Origin of the sequence: Achromobacter sp. JD-1 (assembly GCF_038594925.1) — a bacterium.
Taxonomy (GTDB): Bacteria; Pseudomonadota; Gammaproteobacteria; order Burkholderiales; family Burkholderiaceae_B; genus Achromobacter; species Achromobacter spanius_C.
In genome coordinates this window covers 204,360-224,371 of record NZ_JBCGCS010000005.1, presented here as the reverse complement: position 1 = coordinate 224,371, position 20,012 = coordinate 204,360, and the positions used below count along the sequence as shown (strand labels likewise).

Below are 20,012 nucleotides of genomic sequence, written 5' to 3'. Positions count from 1 at the left end.
TCGATTGATCGCGGATGCGCCACCGTAATATCCCGGGTGCCGCCAGCAAGCCGGTGCGGGTACAGTCTGGGCCGGAATGCGAGGATTCAGGAGAGCGAATGTCCGCAATCGGCGCTGCGACGCGCAAGTTGGTTCATCCCTGGCGGTTACCGGCGGACAGGTTGTTCAATGAGCAGGCCAAGCTGATCGTCGATCATCTGTTGGGCGGCGGCATCGTGGGGGCAAGCGCCCTGGGGTTGCTAGCCGCTGTTGTGCTGCATATGCTGTTTGGCAACCCCATCGGCTATGTGTGGCTGGCCTGCAGCTGGACGCTCAACGTGGTGACCATTGCCGTGTTGCGGCGCATGCGGTCGCGCCCATTACGAGCGGCCACGTGGTTCACCACGCTGGCCGGCGTCTTTATCAGCGCGGGCTTGGTGTGGGGCGTGCTTCCCTTGCTGGTGCTGAATCCCGCCGAGCCTATTCCGCTATTGCTGATCATGGTCAGCATCATCACGCATGGCGCCGGCACGTATGCCATCACGTCTTCGTGCATGCCCTTGTTTTGTGCCTATATCTACCCGGCCTTGCTGCCGCTGACGATCGCTTGCGCCCTCAGCGCATCGCCTTTGCTTCTTGCCCTGGGCGTGCTGTGCCTGATTTACCTGGTGTGCATGACCGCGTTCGCCGCGGGGGCGCAGCAGGCCGCCAGGCATAGCCTGGAACTACAGTTTTCCAACGTCGAACTGGTGGAGCGCTTGCGTTTGGAATCTCTGCAACGCGAACAGGCGCGCGCGGATGCGGTGGCGGCCAACCACGCCAAGTCAAGCTTCCTGGCCGCCGCCAGCCACGATCTGCGGCAACCTCTGCATGCGCTCGGCTTGTTCCTGGATCTGCTTGCGCGGGAACCGCTCGCGGCCAGGCAGCAAGCGCTGCTGGACAGTGCGCAAGCGGTGTCGGCCTCGGCCGGGGACATGCTGAATATGCTGTTGGATTATTCGCGTCTGGAGGCCGGGGTGGTGCATCCCCGCAAGCGCGCGTTCGCCTTGCAAGACCTGTTGTCCCGGCTGGAAAGGGAGTTCGGACCGATGGCTGACGCCAAGGGCCTGGTCTACCGCAGCCGCGATACGCCGCTGGCCGTGCACGCGGATCCGGCGCTGACCGAGCTGGTTCTGCGCAACCTGATCAGCAATGCACTGCGCTACACGACGACAGGCGGCGTGTTGATTGCCTGCCGCCGACGGGGCAGGCAGGTGAGCCTGGAGGTATGGGATACCGGCATCGGCATTGCGCCCGAGGACCGGGACAGGGTGTTTCAGGAGTTCGTTCAGATCGGCAACCCCGAGCGCGACCGCCGCCGCGGGCTTGGCCTGGGCCTGGCCATTGCGAAGCGCTTGTGCCAGACCATGGAACTGCCCTTGCTGCTGACGTCTCGTCTTGGGCGTGGATCAATGTTCCGCGTGCTGCTGCCGTCAGCGGGTGGCAGCGACATCGACGAGGCTGTCGACCCAGGTGGCGACGATGGCGCGTTGGAGGGAATGCGCGTGCTGGTGGTGGATGATGACGAGGACATCGTGCGGGCAATGCGCGACCTGTTTCAGGCATGGGGGTGCGAGTGCATTGCCGCTGAATCCTGGTCGCAGGCGCAGCCCTTGTTGACGGAGCCGCCTGGCCTGTTGATTGTGGATTACCGGCTGCGCCAAGGGCATACCGGTGTGGATCTGATCGCCGCGCTGAATGCGCGGTTCAACCGCAACGTGCCCGCCATCATCATCACCGGCGACGCGGCGCCTGATCGCCTGCGTGAAGCGCAGGCCACGGGCGCGGCGTTGCTGCACAAACCCGTCAGCAGCCGCAAGCTGCGCGCCGCCATCGGCGAGGTGCTGGCGCCGCGCACGGGCGCATAGTCTTAATGTGTTATGGACACCGGTCGTCGGCCTGTTTAGCCTTGCGCGCAGGAAAGTGAGCAGGGCCGTAGGCGGGGCGGTGAGCCTGCAAGCAGGCGCCGATCAAGGGAGCAAGAATAAATGAAAAGATATTTGCCGCCGTTGCTGGCGTGTTTGATGGCTGTGGCAAGTCCGCCGACAGCATTGGCGTTCTTCGACATAGACGATTTGTCGGCCGCGTCCACCGAGGCGCCGCCCAAGGACGCGGTCTACTATCGCTCGCAAGTGAATCGCGCCGAGAAAGGCAGCGTCAATGCCATGGTGCAATTGGGCCAGATCTTTGAACGTGGCGAATTCGTGCCGATTGATCCGGCCCGCGCGGGGCAGTGGTATCGGAAGGCGGCCGAACGCGGCAGCAAGCAGGGGCGGGCCGCGCTTGCGCGCCTGGGCAAACCGGGTACCAAGCCTCCGAGCAGTTCGCTGGCCGACGTGGTGGAATATCGCGCGGCGCTGGGCGATATTGAAGCCAATTTCCGAATGGGTACGTTTCGCGAGGTCGGATACGGGGTGCACGCCAGCGAATCCTTGGCGATCCAACACTACAAAAAGGCGGCGCAGGCTGGCCATGCCGATGCAATCGCCACGCTGCGCCAACTGGTCGGAGAATCGACGTCGTATCGCGAGCGCACCCCCCCAGGAGACGATTCCGCGAAGGAGTACGCACTGAAGCAGGCCGCCTACGGGGGCAATGCCGACGCCTTGTTCGCGATGGCGCAGCGGTCCGAATATGTAGGAACGCGCACGGATATGTTCAAGGCGGCCGCCGAACGTGGTCACGATGGCGCCATCAAATGGCTGCGGTCCCATGATGACGGGCAATAACATCCGCCGGGCGGCGTTGGGTGCGGTTCTGGCCCTGGCTGTGGCCGTGGCGGCGGCCGAACCCCCATCGCGCCAGTCCGCCGCGAACCCGACGCAGGCGTCCTTGCTGACGCTTGCGCCCACCGATATTTCGGTGCGACCCGGCACATCCCCAGCTCTGGAAGCGCCGCGCTTCAGCCGCAATACATGGCGCCGCGATGCCGACATTCCCGACGCCGAACTGGCATCGCTGACCGCGGCCGCCCGCGCGGGCGACAAGGTGGCGCGCTACCGCATCGCGGTGCGTGACATTGTCATGCCCGCCTCGGCAGGCGCAGCCGATGCCCGCGCCACCCTGATTGCGCTGGCGCAGGCGGGCTTGCCGCAAGCACAGGCGTGGTACGGGCTTCAACTGGCCACGGGTGGATACGGCGTGCCGCGTGACGACAAGGCGGCGCTGATGTGGTTTGAGCGCGCGGCCGCGCAAGGCAACGTCACCGGCCTGATCCAGGTGTTCATGGACCGCATGCTCAAGCTTCCTTCGGACGGGGCGTATACGCCCGCGCTGGCCTATCTGGAACGCGCGGCCACTTCCAATGCCGATGAGCCGGGAGTGGCAGAGGCCGCGTATGCGTTGGGGTACTTCCCCGGCATTGGCAAGGGGGTCAAATACGACGCTGCCCTGGGAGTGCGTTGGTTCGTGCGTGCAGCGGCCAAGGGCGATGTGCTGGCCGAGTATGCGCTGGCATATTTTCGGGAGAAAGGCTACGGCACCGAGATAGACCTGCCCAAGGCAATGCAGGGCTATGAGCGCGCCGCCGAGCGCGGCTACCTGCCGGCGATGCGGCGGCTGGCAAGAGAGCCTTTCGGGCCCGAGGTGGATGCGAAGCCGGGTACCGCGAAGGCGGAGGCTGCGCGCAAGGCCTTGCACTACACCGTCAAGGCGGCGATTGCGGGCGATCTGGACGCGCTGGTGCGTGTTGCGCACGGTTTTGAGTCCGGCACGCTATCGCCGGCCGACCACCCTGGCCTGGGCGCCGAAGCCTTGACGGACCGCCAGATCGTCATGATCTATGAAGGGTCAGCCAAACGTGGCAACGCTCAGGCCATGTTCCGCATCGGCTCGCTTTACGAGCGCGGCCGCTACACCCCGCCAAACGCCGCCCTGGCGAATGACTGGTATGAATTGGCGTGGCGGCATCGCAGCGCCGACGCCGCGGCAAAGCTGGGCAGGCAGGTGGCGTGGTAACGCGTGGAGCGGGCATGACGCGTCCAGAACTCCGCTTGCGGCCATCGACGGCCGGGCGCTTGATGGGGCGCATCAGCCGCGCCAGCCGCCGCGTGCTGGGCCTTGCCGGCCTGGTGTCAGCTACCTTGGTGGCGAGCGTGGCCGTTGCCCAACCCCAGGCTTGCGCGACGGTCACACCGAGCGCGATGCCGACCGCGCCGCTGCCGGACGATGGTCGCAACTATGCGGCCATTCTGAACAGCGCCCAACGCGGGCAGGCGCGCGATCAGTACTGGATAGGCCGCTTTCACGAAGTTGGCGTCTTCGTTCCCGTTGACCCCGCGCGCGCGGGGGCGTGGTTCCGACAAGCCGCCGCGCAAGGGGACGCGGCGGCCGCGCTGGGCGTCGAGCGTCTGGGAGCGCTTGGCCGGGCGACTCCGACGGACACGCTGTTCAAGGTGGTGATGCAAAGCGGCGTGATGGGCGATCCCGAAGCGATGTTCCGCGTTGCCACCTTCTTTGCCCACGGTTACGCCGTGGAGCCGGACCCGGATGCTGCCTTGGTCTTCTATCGCCGGGCCGCTCGCGCCGGACATGAAGCGGCCATCCAGGCATTGGCCGAGCAGGGCGTGGACATCAGCCAGTTTCGCGCCCGTAAGGTTCCCGGACGCCAGGATGCCAAGCTGTTCGCATTGCGGCAGGCGGCGTTTGGCGGCAACGCGGACGCTCTGTTTCGCCTGGCCAGGCATGAAGGCCAGGACGGGCACGCGCTGATCGTGGATGACCTGGTGTTGGCGGCGGCCGAGCGCGGCCACGCGGGCGCGCGCAACCTGGTGGCTCGCCGTGCTGGCGCGCAGCCGGATACCCCGGACGGCGCGGCGCAAGCGATGCCGGCCCCTTCAACGGATCAGGCCAAGACGCCTTGCGCGCGTGACGGCCTCGGTGCGCCGGCCGGCGCCCAGCGCGTCGAGAATGGCTGACACGTGTACGCGCACGGTGTTTTCCGATAAGCCCAGGGCGCGGGCAATGACTTTATTGGTCTGGCCTTCGCCCACCCGTTCCAGCACTTCCAATTGGCGTGGCGTCAGATGCACGGTGGGCGCGGGGTCGGTGGTGGGCGACGCCCAGCACGAACGACCATCCAGCAACGCATTGACGGTATGGACGATTTGATCCGGATGTGCCGACTTGCTTAGAAAACCGTCTGCCTGCCGTTGTTGCGCCAGGGCGCGGCCCTCGTTCTGATCCATGCTGGACAGCACCAGAATGGCGGCCCGAGGAAAGTGCCGGCGCAACAGGCTGATGCCGTCCAGCCCATTCAAACCGGGCAGGCATACGTCCAACAGGATCAGCCCGGGCTCCTGGCAGGGTTGTCGCAAGGCCTGCTGAATCGCGTCCACTTCCCGGATATCACGCAGGCGCGCCACCTCGCCAAGCGATAAGCGCAGCCCGGCGCGAAACAGCGGATGATCATCGATGATCAAGGCCCAGCACTGGGCCGGTGCGTCTTCTTGCATGATGGGTCGATGCGTGCACGAGGGGACGCAGGCGGATAACGCGGGGATCGTATCAGATTGCCGTGACAGCGCGGACAGCGGACAGCGGGCAGCGGGCAGCAACCCGCTTGCTGCTGATGCCGCCCGCCGCCCTGTCAGGCCAGGCTTCCGATCAGAACCGGTAATTCGCGCTGAGCTCCACGCGGCGGCCCTCGCCCACCAGCCATTGCGTCTGGTTGTAGTAGGCCGTTTCGGCGTACTGGCGGTCAAACACATTGAACGCGCGCAGAGCCAGGCTCAGGTCGCGTCGAGGTTCCCATTGCAGCGCCAGGTTGGTGGTGGTGTAGCCCGCCATCTCCAATCGGTTGGCTGCATCCGCATAGCGCTTGCCCACGTAGCGCACGCCGGCGCTGGCGGTCCACTGCGGCGCAAACTTCCAGCTGAGCCAGGCATTGGCCACGCGCTCGGGCACGTCCGTCGGTACGTTGCCGTTGCGCGACACGGCAACGCCGCCCACCGATTCGTTGAAGTCGTCGTAGCGGGCGCGCAGCGCCACGGCGTTCAGGTCTAGCCGCCAGGCGGGCGTCAGTTCCACGCCCAGCGTGGCCTCGACCCCGCGCGACGATTGTTCGCCCACCTGGATGCGCAGCGCCGGGTCGTTGGGGTCGCGCGTGACCAGGTTGTTCTTCTTGATGTGATAGGCCGCCAGGGTCCATTGGCCCTTGTTGTCCCAGAACGTCTGCTTCACGCCGATCTCCACCTGCTTGCCCTGCGACAGTTCGTAGTTCTTGTTGGCGGGCGACAGCAAGAGCAGGCTGCCGATGGGGTCGGCGGCCTCGGCGTATTGCGCGTAAACGGACACGGTGGGCAGCACGTCGTACACCGTGCCTACCCGCCAGCCGACATTGCTGAACGTGGTGCGATAAGCGGTTTCGTCGGCCACCAGATCACGCCGCTTCAAGTCGATATGGTCGTAGCGCAGCCCCGCCAGCAGCGACCAGCGGCTATTGAGCATCAACCTGTCTTCGGCAAACAGCGCGTACTGGCTGGCCGTGTTGCGGTAGCGCGGCGTGGTGCCGGCGACGTTGATGAAGCGGCCGTGGTCCACGTCATAGGCATCCACCACCGACGTGCCGGAGTAAGGCGAATTATTGGTGTGCTTGAGCGACGCGCGGTTCAGCTCGAAGCCCACCGCCACCTTGTTGGCCAGGCCGAACAGATGCCCGTCGAAGGCGGCATCTGTGACGGTGCCCGTCTGTTCCTGGTCGTGGCCAATCTCGGTGTAGCCGCTGCGTTCGATCAGGTTGCCCGGCAGCCAGGTGTAGTTTTCGGCGTTGCGGTAGTCGCGATTGCTGCCGATGTAATAGACGCGGCTTCTTACCGTGGTGGCGGCGTTGGGCGACCATTCCGCCTTCAGTTCCGTGCGGCTGTCGCGGTAGATGATCTTGCTGTCGGCCACGTTGTAGTTTTGCCTGGCCAGGCCGTAATTCATCGTGCCGTCGACCAGGGGCGTGCCGAAGTAGCGGGTGGGTTCCTGCCATGCATAGGCTTGCGTCAGCGTGAAGTTCAGCTCGGGCGATACGTCCAGGCGCAAGGCAGCGGTGACGGCGGCGTCGCGCGAGTCCCCCAGGCTGATCCCGGAATCCGTGTGGTTGCCGCTGATGTCCAGCCGGTACGACCACTTGTCATCCAGCGCACCGCCGCTGCCAAACCCGAAACGCTGGGTGTCGTGCGTGCCGATGGTCGTCATCAGCTCGTTTTCAATGGGACCGCGCGTGGGTTTCTTCGGGATCACGTTCACCACGCCGCCGATGGCGCCTTCGCCGTACAACACCGACGCGGGGCCGCGCAGCACTTCAATGCGGTCCACGGCCCAGGGGTCATACATGAAGGTCTGGCCCACGCCGCCGTACTGGCGCACGCCGTCATACAACTGGGCAACCGAATTGGAATCGGTGAACCCGCGCGACGACAGCGACGACCCGCCGTTACCCGGATGGCGCATGGCGCTGATGCCCGCCGCCTGGGTGATGGCATCGGTGACGGTAGTGGCGCCCCGCGCGCGCAACTGCTCGTTGCTGATGATCTCGATGCTGGCGGGGGTCTCGAACGGCGTCAGGCCCAACAGGTTGCCGGTGGTGGTGGGTTCCAGCAAGGTGGGTGACGGCGCATCGCCCGACACGGAAATCGCGGGCAGGGTGGCGACGGGGGCGGGTTGCGCGTGCAGTACGGATGTGAGGGCAAGCGCGCTGCAGGTAGCCATGCCCATGGCCACGCGCTTGGTGGCGCGATTGGCGAAGCGATTGGCGAAGCGAATGGCGAAGCGAATGGCCACGCGCCGCTTCAGGGCGCGGCGCGCCCTGGCGGAAGAAAAAGTCATGAGATTTCTCGGTAAGCGAAGACAGGCCGCGCGAAGGCGGCAAGGGAATCAGCTAAATACCGAGACGAGAGGCGGGGCACGCGCGCCCAGCGGCGCCCCAACAAGCGAAGGATGAATGGATGCGGGCGGCGCGCGTGCCGCCTGCGGATGCACCATCACGGCCACCATCGCCACCAACAAGACAGGCGAGGGCGGCAGCGCCACGGCGGCAAGCGCCATGCCCACCGGACACGTGGCGGCTTGCGCCGCATGCCGTTCGTCGGGCGCCTGGTCTGGCTTTGACGGCCCCTGCACCCAGATGGGGCCGGCAGCGGAACACAACTGAATCAGCGTGCCGCTCTGATGGGTAGCAGGCATGAAGCCCTGCGGCACAATCGCCTTCAGCGCAAACAGCATCAACACCAGCCAAAGGCCGGCGTTGCCGCGAGTCAGAGAAGACGAAGTTGCGCGCATGATGTCGCGCATTCTAGCGGGATATTGTGGGGGGGAGGCAAGATGGAATCAAGTCGATGTGAAGGCTTTCGACTTATCGGGCGTCGTTGGGTATTGCCGGCCAGACGCGCGCAAAAAACCGCTCATCCTTCTCTGTTCGTTCGATCAGTGCCCCGGCACCAATGAATACATCAACCCTGCTAAACGGTTTCGTGAGCTCGATGTGGTCAGAGCTTGCACCGGGAAAAGTAATCAAGATCCACATGTCTGGTGCCGGGAACATCGCGGTACGAAACATCAAGGTTTGACCGGGGGCCATGCCGAGCTTCAACGTGTCGTCGTTGTCATTGAAAAAGACACTGAGCGGGGCCTGACCATCCTTTGAATAATGCAGCAGCACGACGGGAGAAAAAGCCCCCCATAGCGCGACACTTGCCCACAACCCCGCCACGATTGCGCAAACAACGCCGAGGCAGGTCAACAGGAAGCGCATTGTGGCCTTCGTTCAACGATTGCAGTCATGGAATTCCTTCGCTGAATAATTTTCCACGCCCCAGGGCAAGGGTACAGAGGCAATCCATTGCAGCAAGGTCGCAGTATCTAGCTCGTGAGGTTTTGCAGCGGCGTATAGGTCGCAGCCAAGTTTGATGGAAATGTGGTCGGACGCATCGTCCGCATTGGCAGGCCACGGGCCGTTTCCCGGATGGTGTTGCATCCGAGGAAGCCTTCCATCCTTCGCTGACTGATAGGAATCAAAGAGCGCCTGCGCCAACCCAGCGCCATTAAGCAACTCGGCCTGGCTGAATCCAAGCGCCACGCCTACGTAACCGTAGTGAATGTTGGACCAAATATCGTAGTAGTAGTCAAAATCGCCAAACTTGTGCCAACCGCGATTCAAGCCCTCTGTTCCCAGCCTCTGGCGTAGGAGTGGCTTGTGGTCCCAGGGCCGATTGGGGCCAACGCGCTCGGCCCACATGGCGTAGGCGGCCGCCTTTTGGCCCATGGCGGCGGCGCGAAAGTCCGGCCTTCCACCCAACTTTTCGTGCCAAGGAAACTTTTGCCATTCGGCGGTTCGCGCGTCGGGATCGGCGCTGTTGGCCGCAGCGATTTTCCTTCCTTCGATGGAGAAGGGATTGGTCTTCATTTCTCGGACGATATATTCGGCAAGGGCAATAGCCGTGTCGACGTGACGGCAGGTAGCGCGATGCGTAGTCGTTGATGGGAGATGGTCATTGCTGTACAGGCTGTTCGACATGCTCCCATTCCCGATACCCGCGCGATCACCGCCACCGAGTCCGGCTTCAAGAACGGCTATGTCCTGGCTGGCTATCAACCTGGCGCCGCAAGATGTCCGCATGCCCGCGACCGCCAATTGAATGCCGTCTACCGTAAAGGAAGGAACGCCTTCCACGATAGGAAATGTTCCCTGGCACTGTGGGCAACTCACCATGTGCCCCAGCCCCGATGCCGCCCGACCGTCGATGTTGTAAAAATTGACGCCCTGCAAGACGCTGCCGCCATGGCTCGTCGTGTCGCCAATTCGAATGATGGCTCGTCCGGACATACCTTTGCTCCAAAGCAAACGAGATAGCCATCGAGTCTATTAAGTTTCAAGCCGCCTGGAGTACGCCCCTCGCAAAATCAGATAAGTACTAAGTCAAGCCTCTGTTGATTGTTGCGCGCCAGGCAACACCATGGTCCCTTGCCCGGGTCTACTGCTGCGCTGTCAGCCGACCTACGATTTGGGCGTCGTTCAAGCACGCGTAATCGCCGGCTGAGCCCAGCCGGAACACGCCCACCTATCCAGGAGAATCACCATGAGTCAACGTCTTAACGCCTTTGCGCAATCGCCCGAGCTGTTCAAGAAGTTCGTCGAATTCGGCATGCTCTTGAAGAAGAGCGCGATTGAATCGTCCATTCTGAGCCTGGTCGAGATCCGCGCGTCGCAGATCAACGGCTGCGGCTTTTGCCTGGACATGCATGTGAAAGAAGCCAAGATCCAGGGCGAACGCGAACTGCGCCTGCATCATGTGGCGATCTGGCGCGAATCCACCGAGTTTTCGCCGCGCGAACGCGCTTGCCTGGCCTGGACCGAAGCGCTGACCACGCTGGGCGCGCACGGCGTGTCCGACGAGATCTACGAGCGTGTGCGCGGTGATTTGTCCGAAAAAGAAATCACGGATCTCAGCTTCGCGGTCATGGCCATCAATGGCTGGAACCGCCTGAACGTCGGCTTTCGTACCGTGCCCGGTTCGGCGGACAAAGCCTACGGCCTGGACAAAGCCATATTCAGCTAAGGACGCATCATGAAAATCCTAGTCATTGGCGGTACCGGCCTGATCGGGTCGAAGCTCGTCACACTGCTTATCGAGCGTGGCCATGAGGCCACTGCGGCTTCGCCCGCCACGGGCGTGAACACGGTGACCGGCGAGGGCCTGGATGATGCGCTGGCGGGCGTGGACACGGTGGTTGACGTGGCCAACTCGCCATCATTTGAAGACGCGGCGGTGCTGGCGTTCTTTCAGGCCTCGGGGCGCAACCTGCTGGCGGCCGAAGCGCGGGCTGGTGTGCGCCATCACGTTGCGCTGTCGGTGGTAGGCACGCATCGTCTGGCGGAAAGCGGGTACTTTCGCGGCAAGATCGCGCAGGAAGACCTGATTGAAGCGGGGAGTATTCCGTACACCATCGTGCACAGCACACAGTTCTTCGAGTTTCTGGGCGGCATTGTGCAGTCGGGCGCGCAGGGCAACGAGATACGGCTGTCGCCCGCCTATGTGCAGCCGATTGCGTCGGACGACGTGGCGCTGGCCATGGCCGACGCCACCTTGGGTGCGCCGGTGAACGGTACGGTGGAAATCGCCGGCCCGGAGAAGGTGCGTCTGGCCGATCTGGTGCAGCGCTACCTGGGTAAAATCGGCGACACCCGCCGCGTGCAGGCGGACCCGGGCGCGCGCTATTTTGGCGCATTGCTCAACGACGACACGCTGGTGCCACGATCGACCCCGCGCCTGGGCAAGATCGACTTCGACACCTGGTTCAGTCAGTCGGGTGCAAATTCCGGCGCAAGAAAATAGCAGCGGAAAGCAGCGGCGGAAATTAGCGGCGGAAACTAGCGGCGGAGACAAGGAACACCATGAGCAAACTGCGGCCGCCTTCCCAGGCTCTTCTGGACAAGTACCGGGGAGGGGATTTTCATCCCCTCTACACCACCAGTGTGACGGTGCGCGGCGGGGAGGCCGCGCATGGCCGCGCCTCGGGCATTGCCATTTCTGATGATGGCGAATTATTTGTAGAACTGCGCTTGCCCGTTGAGCTGGGCGGCAAGGGCGGGGGAACCAACCCCGAACAATTGTTCGCGGCCGGCTATGCGGCGTGCTTTCATGGCGCGCTGAGTATGCTGGCCGAACGTTCGGGCCTGTCGTTGCCGGAAGCGTCGGTGACGGCCACCGTGTCGTTCGGTCGCGACCCGGTCGATGGCTTGTATGCGCTGAAGGCCGAGGTCAACATCCATCTGCCCGGCGTGGCCCGCGACGTGGCCGAAGAACTGGTGCGCAACACCGAACGCTTGTGTCCGTATGCCAAGATGGCCCAGGGCGGCATCGAAAGCGTGGTGGCCCTGACCCAATAGGGGCCTGGGTGTCAGCGGCCTATGCTGGTTTGGGCAGCAGGCTGTCCAGAATCTGCAGATCCATGGCGCGGATGCGTTCGGTCATGTAGTCGATGAACACGCGCATGCGCGCCGGCAGATGCTGGCGGCTTAGAAAGCACAGGTAATGGCCACGGTCGTCGGGCGCATGTTGCGGCAGGCAGGCCACCAGCCTGCCCGCGCGCAAGTGGTCGCAGACTTGATACGCGGCCATCTGCGCGATGCCGTGCCCGTCCAGCACCGACTGCAACACCAGGTCGGCGTCGTTGAAGGTCAGCATGGCGGGCGGCGCCACCTTGCGCAGATGCCCCGCCACCTTGAATTCCCATTCGTACACGCGCCCCGACGCCAGGCGGAAGTTAACGCAGTTGTGGGCGGCGATCTCGTCAACGCTGCCCGGCAGGCCGTGCGCGGCGGCGTAGGCGGGCGACGCGCACAGCAGCATCTGCATGGGTATCACCTTCTTGGCGATCACCTGGCTGTCTTCCATGCGGCCATTGCGAAACGACACGTCAACGCGGTCCGTCGTGAAATCGGTGGGGCCGTCATCCAGCAGCAATTCCAACGAGATGCCCGGGTTGGCTTCGCGAAAGTCGTGCAACAGCGGCGCAACGACTTTGCGGCCAAAGCCCACCGTTGAGCACACGCGCAGTTGGCCAGAGGGCGGGCCTTCGCGTAGTTCGCGCATGTCGTCCAGGGCCTGGATGATGCGTGCCACGCCCGGATGGCATTGCTCGTAAAAGCGCTGGCCCTCGGTGGTCAGCGAGGTGCTGCGCGTGGTGCGCACGAACAGTCGGGTGCCCAACTGGTCTTCCAGCTTCTGCACGCTGCGACTGACGGCCGAGCGACCGATGCCCAGCCGGTCGCCCGCCTTGGCGAAGTTGCCTTCGGTGGCAACGGCAAGAAACGCCACCACGCCGGCATAGCTGGTGGCGAAGCTGTCGGCCAGGGAATCTGGTCCATTGGGGGCGGGAATGGCAGGGGAGGGTGTCGACATGATGGCGGCGCCGCGATTTTGGTTGATCCTACTGCTAAGACGGCGCGCGGGGCAATCTTGTGACACGGAACGCAAAAAAAAACTGGCTTCCCTCTAGGGAAAGCCAGTCTGGTACCGCAAAGTTTGATAAGTCCCTTATTGAATAGGGGTCAGGATGGGCGCCCCTTTTTTCTTGATCAGCACCACCAGGAACTTGGCCGGCCGGGTCTGGCTTGCGTTGCGGCCCACGGTGTGGATGTCGTCCGGCCCTTCAAAAAAGGTCTGGCCCGGGGTCAGCGTCACTTCCTTGCCGCCCTTGACCTGCATGACGATGCTGCCTTCCAGCACGTACACGAAGCTATAGGCGTCGTGGCGGTGAACGGGGTCGACCGCGCCGGGCGGATAGTCCACCGTGATCATCACTGCATCCTTGCCGGGAATATCCGGCAGGGCTTTTGTCATGAGTTCTGTGACGATGGCATCGGCGGGCGTGGCGGAGTGGGCCGGGGCCGCGGCATGGGCAAGCGGGCTCAGCAATGCGCTGGCGGCGAGAAACGGCAACCCGAACTTCGTGATCTTCGACATGGCGTGTCCTTGGTGGAGGTGTGACAAGCCCATCGTAGAAGTGCCGTCCGCGCGGCGGTAGGCCCGCGCGAGGGACCACCATGTTGCCCGGCATGCAACACCGCCCTGGCGTAGACGGCGGCGATCAGCCTTGCCGCGCCAGCGCCGCTGCGATGCGCGCGAGCTTGTCCGGATTGCGTTGCACCAGCACCCGCGTCAGGCGCTCGCCGTCCGTCTCGTAGGACTGCACGGATTCAAGCTGGCCATCAATGAAACGCAGCAGCGTCCATTCTCCGTTTACCTGCACCACGTCCACATGCAAGGCATCACGGTAGCGGCGCTTGCCCGCGTAGAACAGTTGCGCCAGGCGCTTGCCGCCCACCAGGCTGGCAAAGCTTGTGACCTTGTTGCCGCCGTCGCCAATGAGTTCGGCGTCGTCGCTCAACAAGGCGTGCAGGCCGTGAAAGTCGCTGCGCTGCATGGCGTCGGCAAAGGTCAGCAGCAGGCGGTGCAGCGTTGCGCGCGGCACCGTCTCGCGCGGGGTGCCCTCGCGCAATTGCAGCCTGGCTCGCCGCACCAGTTGGCGGACGCCGGCCGGGGTCTTGTCCAGCGTTTGCGCAATGTCTTCATAGTCGGCGTCGAACACGTCGCGCATCAGGAAGGCCGCGCGGGCGTCGGGTGACAAGCGTTCCAGCATGAACAGAAACGCCACCGACACATCGTCGGCCAGCTCGTGGAGTTGTTCGGGGGTGGACGGCGCGTCCATCAGCATGGGTTCGGGCAGCCAGACACCCGTGTAGTTAGCGCGTTCAGCCTTGGCGGCGCGCAGGCGGTCGATGGACAAGCGCGTGGTGGCCGTGACCAGCCAGGCTTCGGCGTTCTGCACCGCGTCGCGATCGGCGCCGTGCCAACGCAGCCACGCTTCCTGCACCACGTCTTCCGCTTCCGCAACCGCGCCCAGCATGCGATAGGCGATGGCGTACAGGCGGGGGCGGTGACACTCGAAGAGGGACGCGGAGTCGGTCATGGGGGGAGCCAACGCCCGGGGAAGGGAGGCGTGAAGCCACGTATTTTGCCGCAGCGCGCAAGCGGCGACAAGCGCGAAGCGGCTGCGCGCGGGCAGGTTTGTCATGTCCGCCCGCCACGTCAGAGCGTGCCAATCGGCGGCTTGCCTTGCGCCCGCGACCGGCGCACGCGCCGTGCGTAGCGGTACGCCAGATACGTCGCCGCCAGTACGCCAAGCGCGATCAGCGCCTGGCCACCCACCGCCGACAATGCCGCCAGCAGTTGATGGATCTGCGCCGCGAAGCTTGCGCCCAGCACCAGGCCCACCGACGCCCATAGCGCCACGCCCACGCAGTCGTGCCAGATGAAAGACCGCAAGCGCACACCCATCGCGCCGCAAAGCGGCACGGCCACCAACGACAGCCCGGGCACGAAGCGCGCCACGATCAGCAGACGCACCCCCCAGCGACCGAAGAACTTTTCGGTTTTCGTGACGCAGGCATCGCGCGACAGCGTCAGGTTGCACACCGTGTTCAGCGTGCGTGGGCCATAACGCACGCCGCCCACATACCAGATCAGATCCGCCAGCACGCCGGCCACCACGGCCGCGCCCAGCATCAGGCATAGCGGCATGGCCGTCACCCATAAGCCGGCGGGCTGCAGCGCGTGGCAGGCGCCCACGGCGATCAGTGTGGGCATGACGGGCAGCGGCAGACCCAGCGACGCGCCCAGCACGTTAAGAAAGACCAATAGCGCGCCGTACTGCGCGACCCACTCATGCGGCGGCATGGGAGGCGAGGGTCAAGGTGCCGCAACGTTCTGTGTTCACGATTTTTCGCCCTTCTATCAGAAGTGGAGGGAATGGCGTTGCGGCAAAGGCGCTTGCGCAACCGTGCCCATGCAACGACGGACCCCATGCTAGAGACGCGGCGCGCGACGCGGTAGGCGTGGCAAAGGACGCATGGTGTTGTGCGCGCGACAACAATTCCCGCCCCGATGCGCATTGGTGCTCGCGGCACAACAGTGCGCTTCCCGTCGAGGACCTACCGCGCCTGGAGGGCCAGACCTACGATGCCCTCGTCATCTTCTTTCCACCCAAGGGGCATTCATGAACGACTCCCACAACGACATCGGCAACACCGCCAACGCCACCCGCCGCACGCTGCTTGCCGGCAGCGCGGCGCTGGCGGCCAGCGCTTTCGCGCTTGGCGCGCAAGCCAGTTCGCAACTCAATCCGCAAGGCAAACCGCAACGCAATTCGCAAACCCACCAGGGCACATCCATGACTTCCAATACCTTCACCACCCAGGACGGCACGCAGCTTTACTACAAGGACTGGGGCGACGGCCCGGTCGTCACGTTCTCGCACGGCTGGCCGCTGAACGCGGATGCCTGGGACGGGCAAATGCACTTCCTGGCGCAGAACGGTTTTCGCGTCATTGCGCATGACCGTCGCGGCCACGGCCGGTCGGCGCAGCCCTCGTCCGGCAACGATATGGACACCTATGCCGATGACCTGGCGCAACTGCTTGAGGCGCTGGACGTGAAGAACATCACGATGGTTGGCCACTCCACGGGCGGCGGCGAAGTGGTGCGCTACATCGGCCGCCATGGCGCCAGGCGCGTTGCGCGCGCCGTGCTGATCGGCGCGGTGCCGCCGGTGATGGTGAAGTCGGCATCCAACCCCGAAGGTCTGCCCATCGAGGTGTTCGACGGCATCCGCAAGGGCGTGGCCGGTGACCGCTCGCAGTTCTACAAAGAATTGGCCGTGCCCTTCTACGGCGCCAACCGCGACAGCGCAAAGGTGTCGCAGGGCATGCTGGACCAGTTCTGGTTGTGGAGCATGCAAAGCGGCCAGAAGAACGCCTATGAATGCGTCAAGGCGTTTTCTGAAACGGACTTCACGGAAGACCTGAAAAAGATCAGCGTGCCGACGCTTTTCATGCACGGCGAAGACGACCAGATCGTGCCGCTGCACGACTCCGCCAAGAAGGCCGCGCGGCTGGTCAAGCATGCCAAGGAAATCTATTACCCCGGCGCGCCGCACGGCCTGACCGCCACGATGCAAGAGCGCATCAACGCTGACTTGCTGGCCTTCCTGCGCGCCTGATCGCGCGACGGGGCCTTTTCACTGCGGTGCTTAGCCGCAGTGCTGTACCGCTGTTCATCACGCTGTTCATCACCCCCCTCTTCATTGCGGCCGGCCCGGCCACCCCTCAGGAGATTTGCCATGTTTGCCACTGACAACATCCAACCAGCCAACGCCCACCAACCCGTGGATCTGGTCCCTTCCCGCTACGCCGTGCAAGTGGGCGATATTGACGCACTGGTCGTCAGCGACGGCGTGCTGCCGCTGCCTACCGCCACCATGGCCACCAACGTCGATCCCGCCGAGCTGGCGAATTGGCTGGACTATATGTTCATGCCGCCCGACGCGTTCGACTGGCCCTTGAACGTGATGGTGGCGCGCAGCGGCAAGCAGACCATCTTGATCGACGCCGGCCTGGGCGGACAGTTTCCAGGCTTTCCGCGCGCCGGGATGTTTCCGCAACGCCTGGAGTCTGCCGGCATCGCGCTGGAGTCGGTCACCGACGTGATCATCACGCATATGCACATGGATCACGTGGGCGGCCTCTTGGTCGACGAGGTAAAGCGGCGTTTGCGCCCCGACGTGCGCATCCACGTTTCGGCGGCTGAAGTCGACTTCTGGACCTCGCCCGATTTCTCGCAAACCGTCATGCCCCAGCCGGTGCCGGCGGTGCTCAAGACCACCGCCACCGCTTTCTACAACGAATACCGCGACCGCCTGCACATCTTCCAGGACAAGCACGAGGTTGCGCCGGGCGTCTTCGTGCGCGTCACGGGCGGCCACACGCCCGGGCACGCCGTGGTTGACCTGGTGTCGGGCGGCGAACGCCTGACCTTTGCCGGCGACGCGATGTTTCCGGTGGGCTTTGACCACCCCGAATGGCAGAACGGTTTTGAACATGATCCCGAAGAATCGACTCGCGTCCGCATCGGCCTGTTCGAAGAGTTGGCGCAGAACCGTGGGCTGCTGGTGGCAGCGCACTTGCCGTTCCCGTCCGTCGGCCGCATCGCGGTGGAAGGCGACGCCTATCGCTGGGTGCCGGTCATCTGGGACTTCTAAGCGCCACGCCGCCCGTCGATATCAATCAAGGAATACACATGAAGAAGCTTGCAGGAAAAACAGCCGTCATCACGGGCGGCAATAGCGGCATCGGGTTTGCCACGGCCCAGGCCTTTGTCGCCCAAGGCGCGCGCGTCGCGATTCTGGGGCGGCGGCAAGGCGCGGTGGACCACGCCGTGGCGGCGCTTGGCGCGTCCGCCTTCGGCGTGGTGGGCGACGTGGCCGACCTGGCCACGCACGACCGCCTGATGGCACAGGTGCATGAACGCTTTGGCCCCATCGACATCTACATGGCCAACGCCGGCATGAACCACATTGAACCGTCCACGGCGGTCAGCGTGGACAGCTACGACAGCCAGTTCGCCGTCAACACGCGGGCGCTGTTCTTCGGCGTGACCAAGGCGTTGCCGGTCATGTGCGATGGCGGCAGCATCATCCTGACCAGTTCGATCGCCAGCGCCAAGGTGCTGGAGCACCACGCGGTCTACGCCGGCTCAAAGGCGGCCGTCGAAGCCTTTGCGCGCGCCTGGGCATTGGAGTTCAAGAGCAGGAAGATCCGCGTCAACGTCCTCAGCCCCGGCCCCACCGACACGCCCATCCTGGAAAAGCTGGGCGTGGCCGACGCCGACCGCGCGGCCTTCGAGCAAGGCATGGCCTCGGCCATTCCGCTGGGACGGATGGCGACCCCGGACGAATTGGCGCGCGCCGCCTTGTTCCTGGCGTCGGATGACAGCAGCTTCATTACCGGCGTCGTCTTGCGGGTGGATGGCGGGATGGCGCTGACCTGAAACGTGTCAGTCGGCCCTGACCGCGTTGCTTGCGCAGGACAGCGATGCGGTCGGGGCCGCCACTGACCAATAACCACTGCGGGAGGCCTGAACATGGCCGTCGACCCTCACATCAGCGCTTTCTTGGTCAAGCTATCCAGCCTGTCCACGCCGATGGTGCTGCAAGAGATCCGCGCCGCGACCGAAGTCAGGCTGCGCGCCCTGCAAGGCGATACAGAAGCCGTGGATGCCGTCGCCGATTTGCAGGCGACGTGCCACGACGGGCAGCCGTTGCGGATCAGAGCCTATACGCCTGCCGGATGCGGAAAAAAGAAGTCCATGCCCGCCATCGTGTTCGCGCACGGTGGCGGGTGGTTCCGGAGTTCGCTTGATCTGTACGACAACCCGTGTCGTGCCTTGGCCAACGCCACCCGCTGCAAGGTGTACTCGGTGGATTACCGGCTGGCGTTCAAGCACAAGGTTTCCGTGGCGGTCAAAGACGTGTACGCCGGCCTGCAATGGGTCAGCGTCAACGCCGACATGCTGGGCATCGACAGGCAGCGCATCGCCGTTTGCGGAGACAGCGCGGGCGGCAATCTGGCGGCCGCCGCAGCGATCATGGCGCGCGACAGGGTGGGGCCGGCAGTCGCCCATCAACTGCTGTTCTATCCCGTGATGGACTATGCGTTCAGCGCGCAGTCCTACCAAGACTACGGCCGTAATTTTTTCATGGCCGAAGAGACCATGCGGTACTGCTGGTTTACCTACCTGCTGAACGAATCGGAGGGCGCATTGCCTCATGCGTCACCGTTGCGGTTGCAGACGGCAGCGGGCTTGCCCGCCGCCACGGTGCTGGTCAGCGAGTACGACCCCTTGCGTGACGAAGGCGAAGCCTATGCGAAACGCCTGCGGGAGGGTGGCGTGGCGGCCGACACACACCGATTGCCCGGCATGGTCCATGCGTGCATCCACATGCTGGGTCTGACGCCGGCTGCGCGCAGCTTGTTCGAGCTGGCCGGACGTGCGATGCGCATGGCATTCAAGACGAAAGCGCCTGTGTAATTGCTGCCGCTTTCCGACCAATACTCCATACCCCATCTTGGGTATCCCGCTACCCGCACCCGCGCGGTAGGCGGGGCTACATTGAAAACTCCAGGGTTATTCACCGCAAGTGTGGAGATTTCAATGAAAAAATCCATCATTCCCTGCGCTGCCTTTCTGCTCTCGACGCTGGCCTTCAGCGCCACGGCACAAACCGTCACGCCATTGAAAGGGCAGTCTGCCGAGCTCATGCAGCAGGACATCGCCGCGTGCCAGGCGCAGGCCGGCGGCACCAGCAGCGCGGACAGCACGCCGTCGGGCGGCCGTGCCCGGGGCGCCGCGACAGGCGCGGCGGCGGGCGCGGCGGTGGCCGGCGCGCGCGGCCGGCAACATGAAGAGGCCTACGACCGGATGGACGACGACGTCAAGCAGGAATACCGACAGAACCAGGCCAAGGACGCGGCAGTGGCCGGCGCGGTCGTGGGCGGCTCGCGCCAGCGCCAGGACCGCCGCGACGACAGGCAAGACGCGAGCCAGGCGTCTTCCGCCTATGCCAGCTGCATGCAGCAGCGCGGTTATCAGGTAACGCCCTGATTGATTCCG

At 64.3% G+C, this 20,012-nt stretch carries 21 protein-coding genes; 12 read left to right on the top strand and 9 right to left on the bottom strand.

Going from position 1 to position 20,012, the window contains the following annotated elements; translation table 11 throughout:
- Window positions 1-98: 98 nt before the first annotated feature.
- The 4 genes from WBR68_RS10725 to WBR68_RS10710 all read left to right on the top strand — a co-directional run bounded on the left by WBR68_RS10725 (window position 99) and on the right by WBR68_RS10710 (window position 4,934).
- Complete coding sequence (locus WBR68_RS10725; RefSeq protein ID WP_230694150.1) at window positions 99-1,886, top strand: ATP-binding response regulator; 1,788 nt, start codon at window positions 99-101, stop codon at window positions 1,884-1,886.
- Window positions 1,887-2,042: 156 nt separating this feature from the next.
- Window positions 2,043-2,747, top strand: a complete 705-nt coding sequence (locus WBR68_RS10720) for a tetratricopeptide repeat protein (protein ID WP_230694149.1) — start codon at window positions 2,043-2,045, stop codon at window positions 2,745-2,747.
- Window positions 2,731-3,975, top strand: coding sequence for an SEL1-like repeat protein (locus tag WBR68_RS10715; protein WP_230694148.1), 1,245 nt, complete (start codon window positions 2,731-2,733; stop codon window positions 3,973-3,975). The genes WBR68_RS10720 and WBR68_RS10715 overlap by 17 nt, the downstream gene beginning before the upstream one ends.
- A gap of 14 nt (window positions 3,976-3,989) precedes the next feature.
- The gene (locus WBR68_RS10710; RefSeq protein ID WP_230694147.1) at window positions 3,990-4,934 is read left to right on the top strand and encodes a tetratricopeptide repeat protein; all 945 of its coding nucleotides are present in this window, start codon (window positions 3,990-3,992) and stop codon (window positions 4,932-4,934) included.
- Here WBR68_RS10710 and WBR68_RS10705 read toward each other — a convergent pair.
- From WBR68_RS10705 to WBR68_RS10685, 5 genes are all read right to left on the bottom strand, one after another.
- Complete coding sequence (locus tag WBR68_RS10705) at window positions 4,854-5,471, bottom strand: response regulator (RefSeq protein WP_050445478.1); 618 nt, start codon at window positions 5,469-5,471, stop codon at window positions 4,854-4,856. The genes WBR68_RS10710 and WBR68_RS10705 overlap by 81 nt on opposite strands.
- 151 nt (window positions 5,472-5,622) lie before the next feature.
- Complete coding sequence (locus WBR68_RS10700) at window positions 5,623-7,713, bottom strand: TonB-dependent receptor (protein ID WP_370641220.1); 2,091 nt, start codon at window positions 7,711-7,713, stop codon at window positions 5,623-5,625.
- A 165-nt stretch (window positions 7,714-7,878) separates the two neighbouring features.
- Window positions 7,879-8,283 carry a DUF2946 family protein gene (locus tag WBR68_RS10695; protein ID WP_127185661.1) on the bottom strand — a complete coding sequence of 135 codons (405 nt, stop codon included), beginning with the start codon at window positions 8,281-8,283 and terminating at the stop codon, window positions 7,879-7,881.
- Window positions 8,284-8,356: 73 nt separating this feature from the next.
- The gene (locus tag WBR68_RS10690; RefSeq protein WP_230694145.1) at window positions 8,357-8,755 is read right to left on the bottom strand and encodes a hypothetical protein; all 399 of its coding nucleotides are present in this window, start codon (window positions 8,753-8,755) and stop codon (window positions 8,357-8,359) included.
- Between the two features lie 12 nt (window positions 8,756-8,767).
- Window positions 8,768-9,826 carry a polymorphic toxin type 44 domain-containing protein gene (locus WBR68_RS10685; RefSeq protein ID WP_230694144.1) on the bottom strand — a complete coding sequence of 353 codons (1,059 nt, stop codon included), beginning with the start codon at window positions 9,824-9,826 and terminating at the stop codon, window positions 8,768-8,770.
- Between the two features lie 253 nt (window positions 9,827-10,079).
- On the opposite strand from WBR68_RS10685, the gene WBR68_RS10680 reads away from it, so the two are divergent.
- Genes WBR68_RS10680 through WBR68_RS10670 form a run of 3 tightly spaced genes read left to right on the top strand, consistent with a single transcriptional unit; the run spans window position 10,080 to window position 11,890 of the window.
- Window positions 10,080-10,559, top strand: a complete 480-nt coding sequence (locus tag WBR68_RS10680; protein WP_230694143.1) for a carboxymuconolactone decarboxylase family protein — start codon at window positions 10,080-10,082, stop codon at window positions 10,557-10,559.
- A gap of 9 nt (window positions 10,560-10,568) precedes the next feature.
- Window positions 10,569-11,336, top strand: a complete 768-nt coding sequence (locus tag WBR68_RS10675; RefSeq protein WP_230694142.1) for an SDR family oxidoreductase — start codon at window positions 10,569-10,571, stop codon at window positions 11,334-11,336.
- Window positions 11,337-11,395: 59 nt separating this feature from the next.
- Window positions 11,396-11,890, top strand: a complete 495-nt coding sequence (locus tag WBR68_RS10670; protein WP_050445474.1) for an Ohr family peroxiredoxin — start codon at window positions 11,396-11,398, stop codon at window positions 11,888-11,890.
- 19 nt (window positions 11,891-11,909) lie between these two features.
- Here WBR68_RS10670 and WBR68_RS10665 read toward each other — a convergent pair whose 3' ends face one another.
- The 4 genes from WBR68_RS10665 to WBR68_RS10650 form a co-directional block, all read right to left on the bottom strand.
- Window positions 11,910-12,905 (bottom strand): LysR family transcriptional regulator, encoded by a 996-nt coding sequence (locus WBR68_RS10665; protein ID WP_050445473.1) that lies wholly within the window; start codon window positions 12,903-12,905, stop codon window positions 11,910-11,912.
- Between the two features lie 135 nt (window positions 12,906-13,040).
- Window positions 13,041-13,469, bottom strand: coding sequence for a cupin domain-containing protein (locus WBR68_RS10660; protein WP_050445472.1), 429 nt, complete (start codon window positions 13,467-13,469; stop codon window positions 13,041-13,043).
- Window positions 13,470-13,593: 124 nt separating this feature from the next.
- On the bottom strand, window positions 13,594-14,475 hold the full coding sequence (gene sigJ, locus WBR68_RS10655) for an RNA polymerase sigma factor SigJ (RefSeq protein ID WP_230694141.1): 882 nt from the start codon (window positions 14,473-14,475) through the stop codon (window positions 13,594-13,596).
- A gap of 119 nt (window positions 14,476-14,594) precedes the next feature.
- Window positions 14,595-15,242 (bottom strand): DedA family protein, encoded by a 648-nt coding sequence (locus WBR68_RS10650; protein ID WP_050445470.1) that lies wholly within the window; start codon window positions 15,240-15,242, stop codon window positions 14,595-14,597.
- Window positions 15,243-15,561: 319 nt separating this feature from the next.
- Between WBR68_RS10650 and WBR68_RS10645 the strand changes: the two genes are divergently transcribed.
- From WBR68_RS10645 to WBR68_RS10625, 5 genes are all read left to right on the top strand, one after another.
- On the top strand, window positions 15,562-16,563 hold the full coding sequence (locus WBR68_RS10645; RefSeq protein ID WP_230694140.1) for an alpha/beta fold hydrolase: 1,002 nt from the start codon (window positions 15,562-15,564) through the stop codon (window positions 16,561-16,563).
- 120 nt (window positions 16,564-16,683) lie between these two features.
- On the top strand, window positions 16,684-17,601 hold the full coding sequence (locus WBR68_RS10640; protein ID WP_050445468.1) for an MBL fold metallo-hydrolase: 918 nt from the start codon (window positions 16,684-16,686) through the stop codon (window positions 17,599-17,601).
- 38 nt (window positions 17,602-17,639) lie between these two features.
- Window positions 17,640-18,389, top strand: coding sequence for an SDR family NAD(P)-dependent oxidoreductase (locus tag WBR68_RS10635; RefSeq protein ID WP_050445467.1), 750 nt, complete (start codon window positions 17,640-17,642; stop codon window positions 18,387-18,389).
- 93 nt (window positions 18,390-18,482) lie between these two features.
- Window positions 18,483-19,430, top strand: coding sequence for an alpha/beta hydrolase (locus WBR68_RS10630; RefSeq protein ID WP_230694139.1), 948 nt, complete (start codon window positions 18,483-18,485; stop codon window positions 19,428-19,430).
- 123 nt (window positions 19,431-19,553) lie between these two features.
- Complete coding sequence (locus WBR68_RS10625; protein WP_127185656.1) at window positions 19,554-20,003, top strand: YMGG-like glycine zipper-containing protein; 450 nt, start codon at window positions 19,554-19,556, stop codon at window positions 20,001-20,003.
- Window positions 20,004-20,012 lie beyond the last annotated feature (9 nt).

Coding starts and splice junctions, on each gene's coding strand:
- WBR68_RS10725 (WP_230694150.1), top strand. CDS start 99: ATGTCCGCAATCGGCGCTGCGACGCGCAAGTTGGTTCATCCCTGGCGG.
- WBR68_RS10700 (WP_370641220.1), bottom strand. CDS start 7,713: ATGGCTACCTGCAGCGCGCTTGCCCTCACATCCGTACTGCACGCGCAA.
- WBR68_RS10640 (WP_050445468.1), top strand. CDS start 16,684: ATGTTTGCCACTGACAACATCCAACCAGCCAACGCCCACCAACCCGTG.
- WBR68_RS10670 (WP_050445474.1), top strand. CDS start 11,396: ATGAGCAAACTGCGGCCGCCTTCCCAGGCTCTTCTGGACAAGTACCGG.
- WBR68_RS10635 (WP_050445467.1), top strand. CDS start 17,640: ATGAAGAAGCTTGCAGGAAAAACAGCCGTCATCACGGGCGGCAATAGC.
- WBR68_RS10710 (WP_230694147.1), top strand. CDS start 3,990: ATGACGCGTCCAGAACTCCGCTTGCGGCCATCGACGGCCGGGCGCTTG.
- WBR68_RS10695 (WP_127185661.1), bottom strand. CDS start 8,283: ATGCGCGCAACTTCGTCTTCTCTGACTCGCGGCAACGCCGGCCTTTGG.
- WBR68_RS10675 (WP_230694142.1), top strand. CDS start 10,569: ATGAAAATCCTAGTCATTGGCGGTACCGGCCTGATCGGGTCGAAGCTC.
- WBR68_RS10625 (WP_127185656.1), top strand. CDS start 19,554: ATGAAAAAATCCATCATTCCCTGCGCTGCCTTTCTGCTCTCGACGCTG.
- WBR68_RS10660 (WP_050445472.1), bottom strand. CDS start 13,469: ATGTCGAAGATCACGAAGTTCGGGTTGCCGTTTCTCGCCGCCAGCGCA.
- sigJ (WP_230694141.1), bottom strand. CDS start 14,475: ATGACCGACTCCGCGTCCCTCTTCGAGTGTCACCGCCCCCGCCTGTAC.
- WBR68_RS10665 (WP_050445473.1), bottom strand. CDS start 12,905: ATGTCGACACCCTCCCCTGCCATTCCCGCCCCCAATGGACCAGATTCC.
- WBR68_RS10630 (WP_230694139.1), top strand. CDS start 18,483: ATGGCCGTCGACCCTCACATCAGCGCTTTCTTGGTCAAGCTATCCAGC.
- WBR68_RS10685 (WP_230694144.1), bottom strand. CDS start 9,826: ATGTCCGGACGAGCCATCATTCGAATTGGCGACACGACGAGCCATGGC.
- WBR68_RS10720 (WP_230694149.1), top strand. CDS start 2,043: ATGGCTGTGGCAAGTCCGCCGACAGCATTGGCGTTCTTCGACATAGAC.
- WBR68_RS10705 (WP_050445478.1), bottom strand. CDS start 5,471: ATGCAAGAAGACGCACCGGCCCAGTGCTGGGCCTTGATCATCGATGAT.
- WBR68_RS10645 (WP_230694140.1), top strand. CDS start 15,562: ATGAACGACTCCCACAACGACATCGGCAACACCGCCAACGCCACCCGC.
- WBR68_RS10680 (WP_230694143.1), top strand. CDS start 10,080: ATGAGTCAACGTCTTAACGCCTTTGCGCAATCGCCCGAGCTGTTCAAG.
- WBR68_RS10690 (WP_230694145.1), bottom strand. CDS start 8,755: ATGCGCTTCCTGTTGACCTGCCTCGGCGTTGTTTGCGCAATCGTGGCG.
- WBR68_RS10650 (WP_050445470.1), bottom strand. CDS start 15,242: ATGCCGCCGCATGAGTGGGTCGCGCAGTACGGCGCGCTATTGGTCTTT.
- WBR68_RS10715 (WP_230694148.1), top strand. CDS start 2,731: ATGATGACGGGCAATAACATCCGCCGGGCGGCGTTGGGTGCGGTTCTG.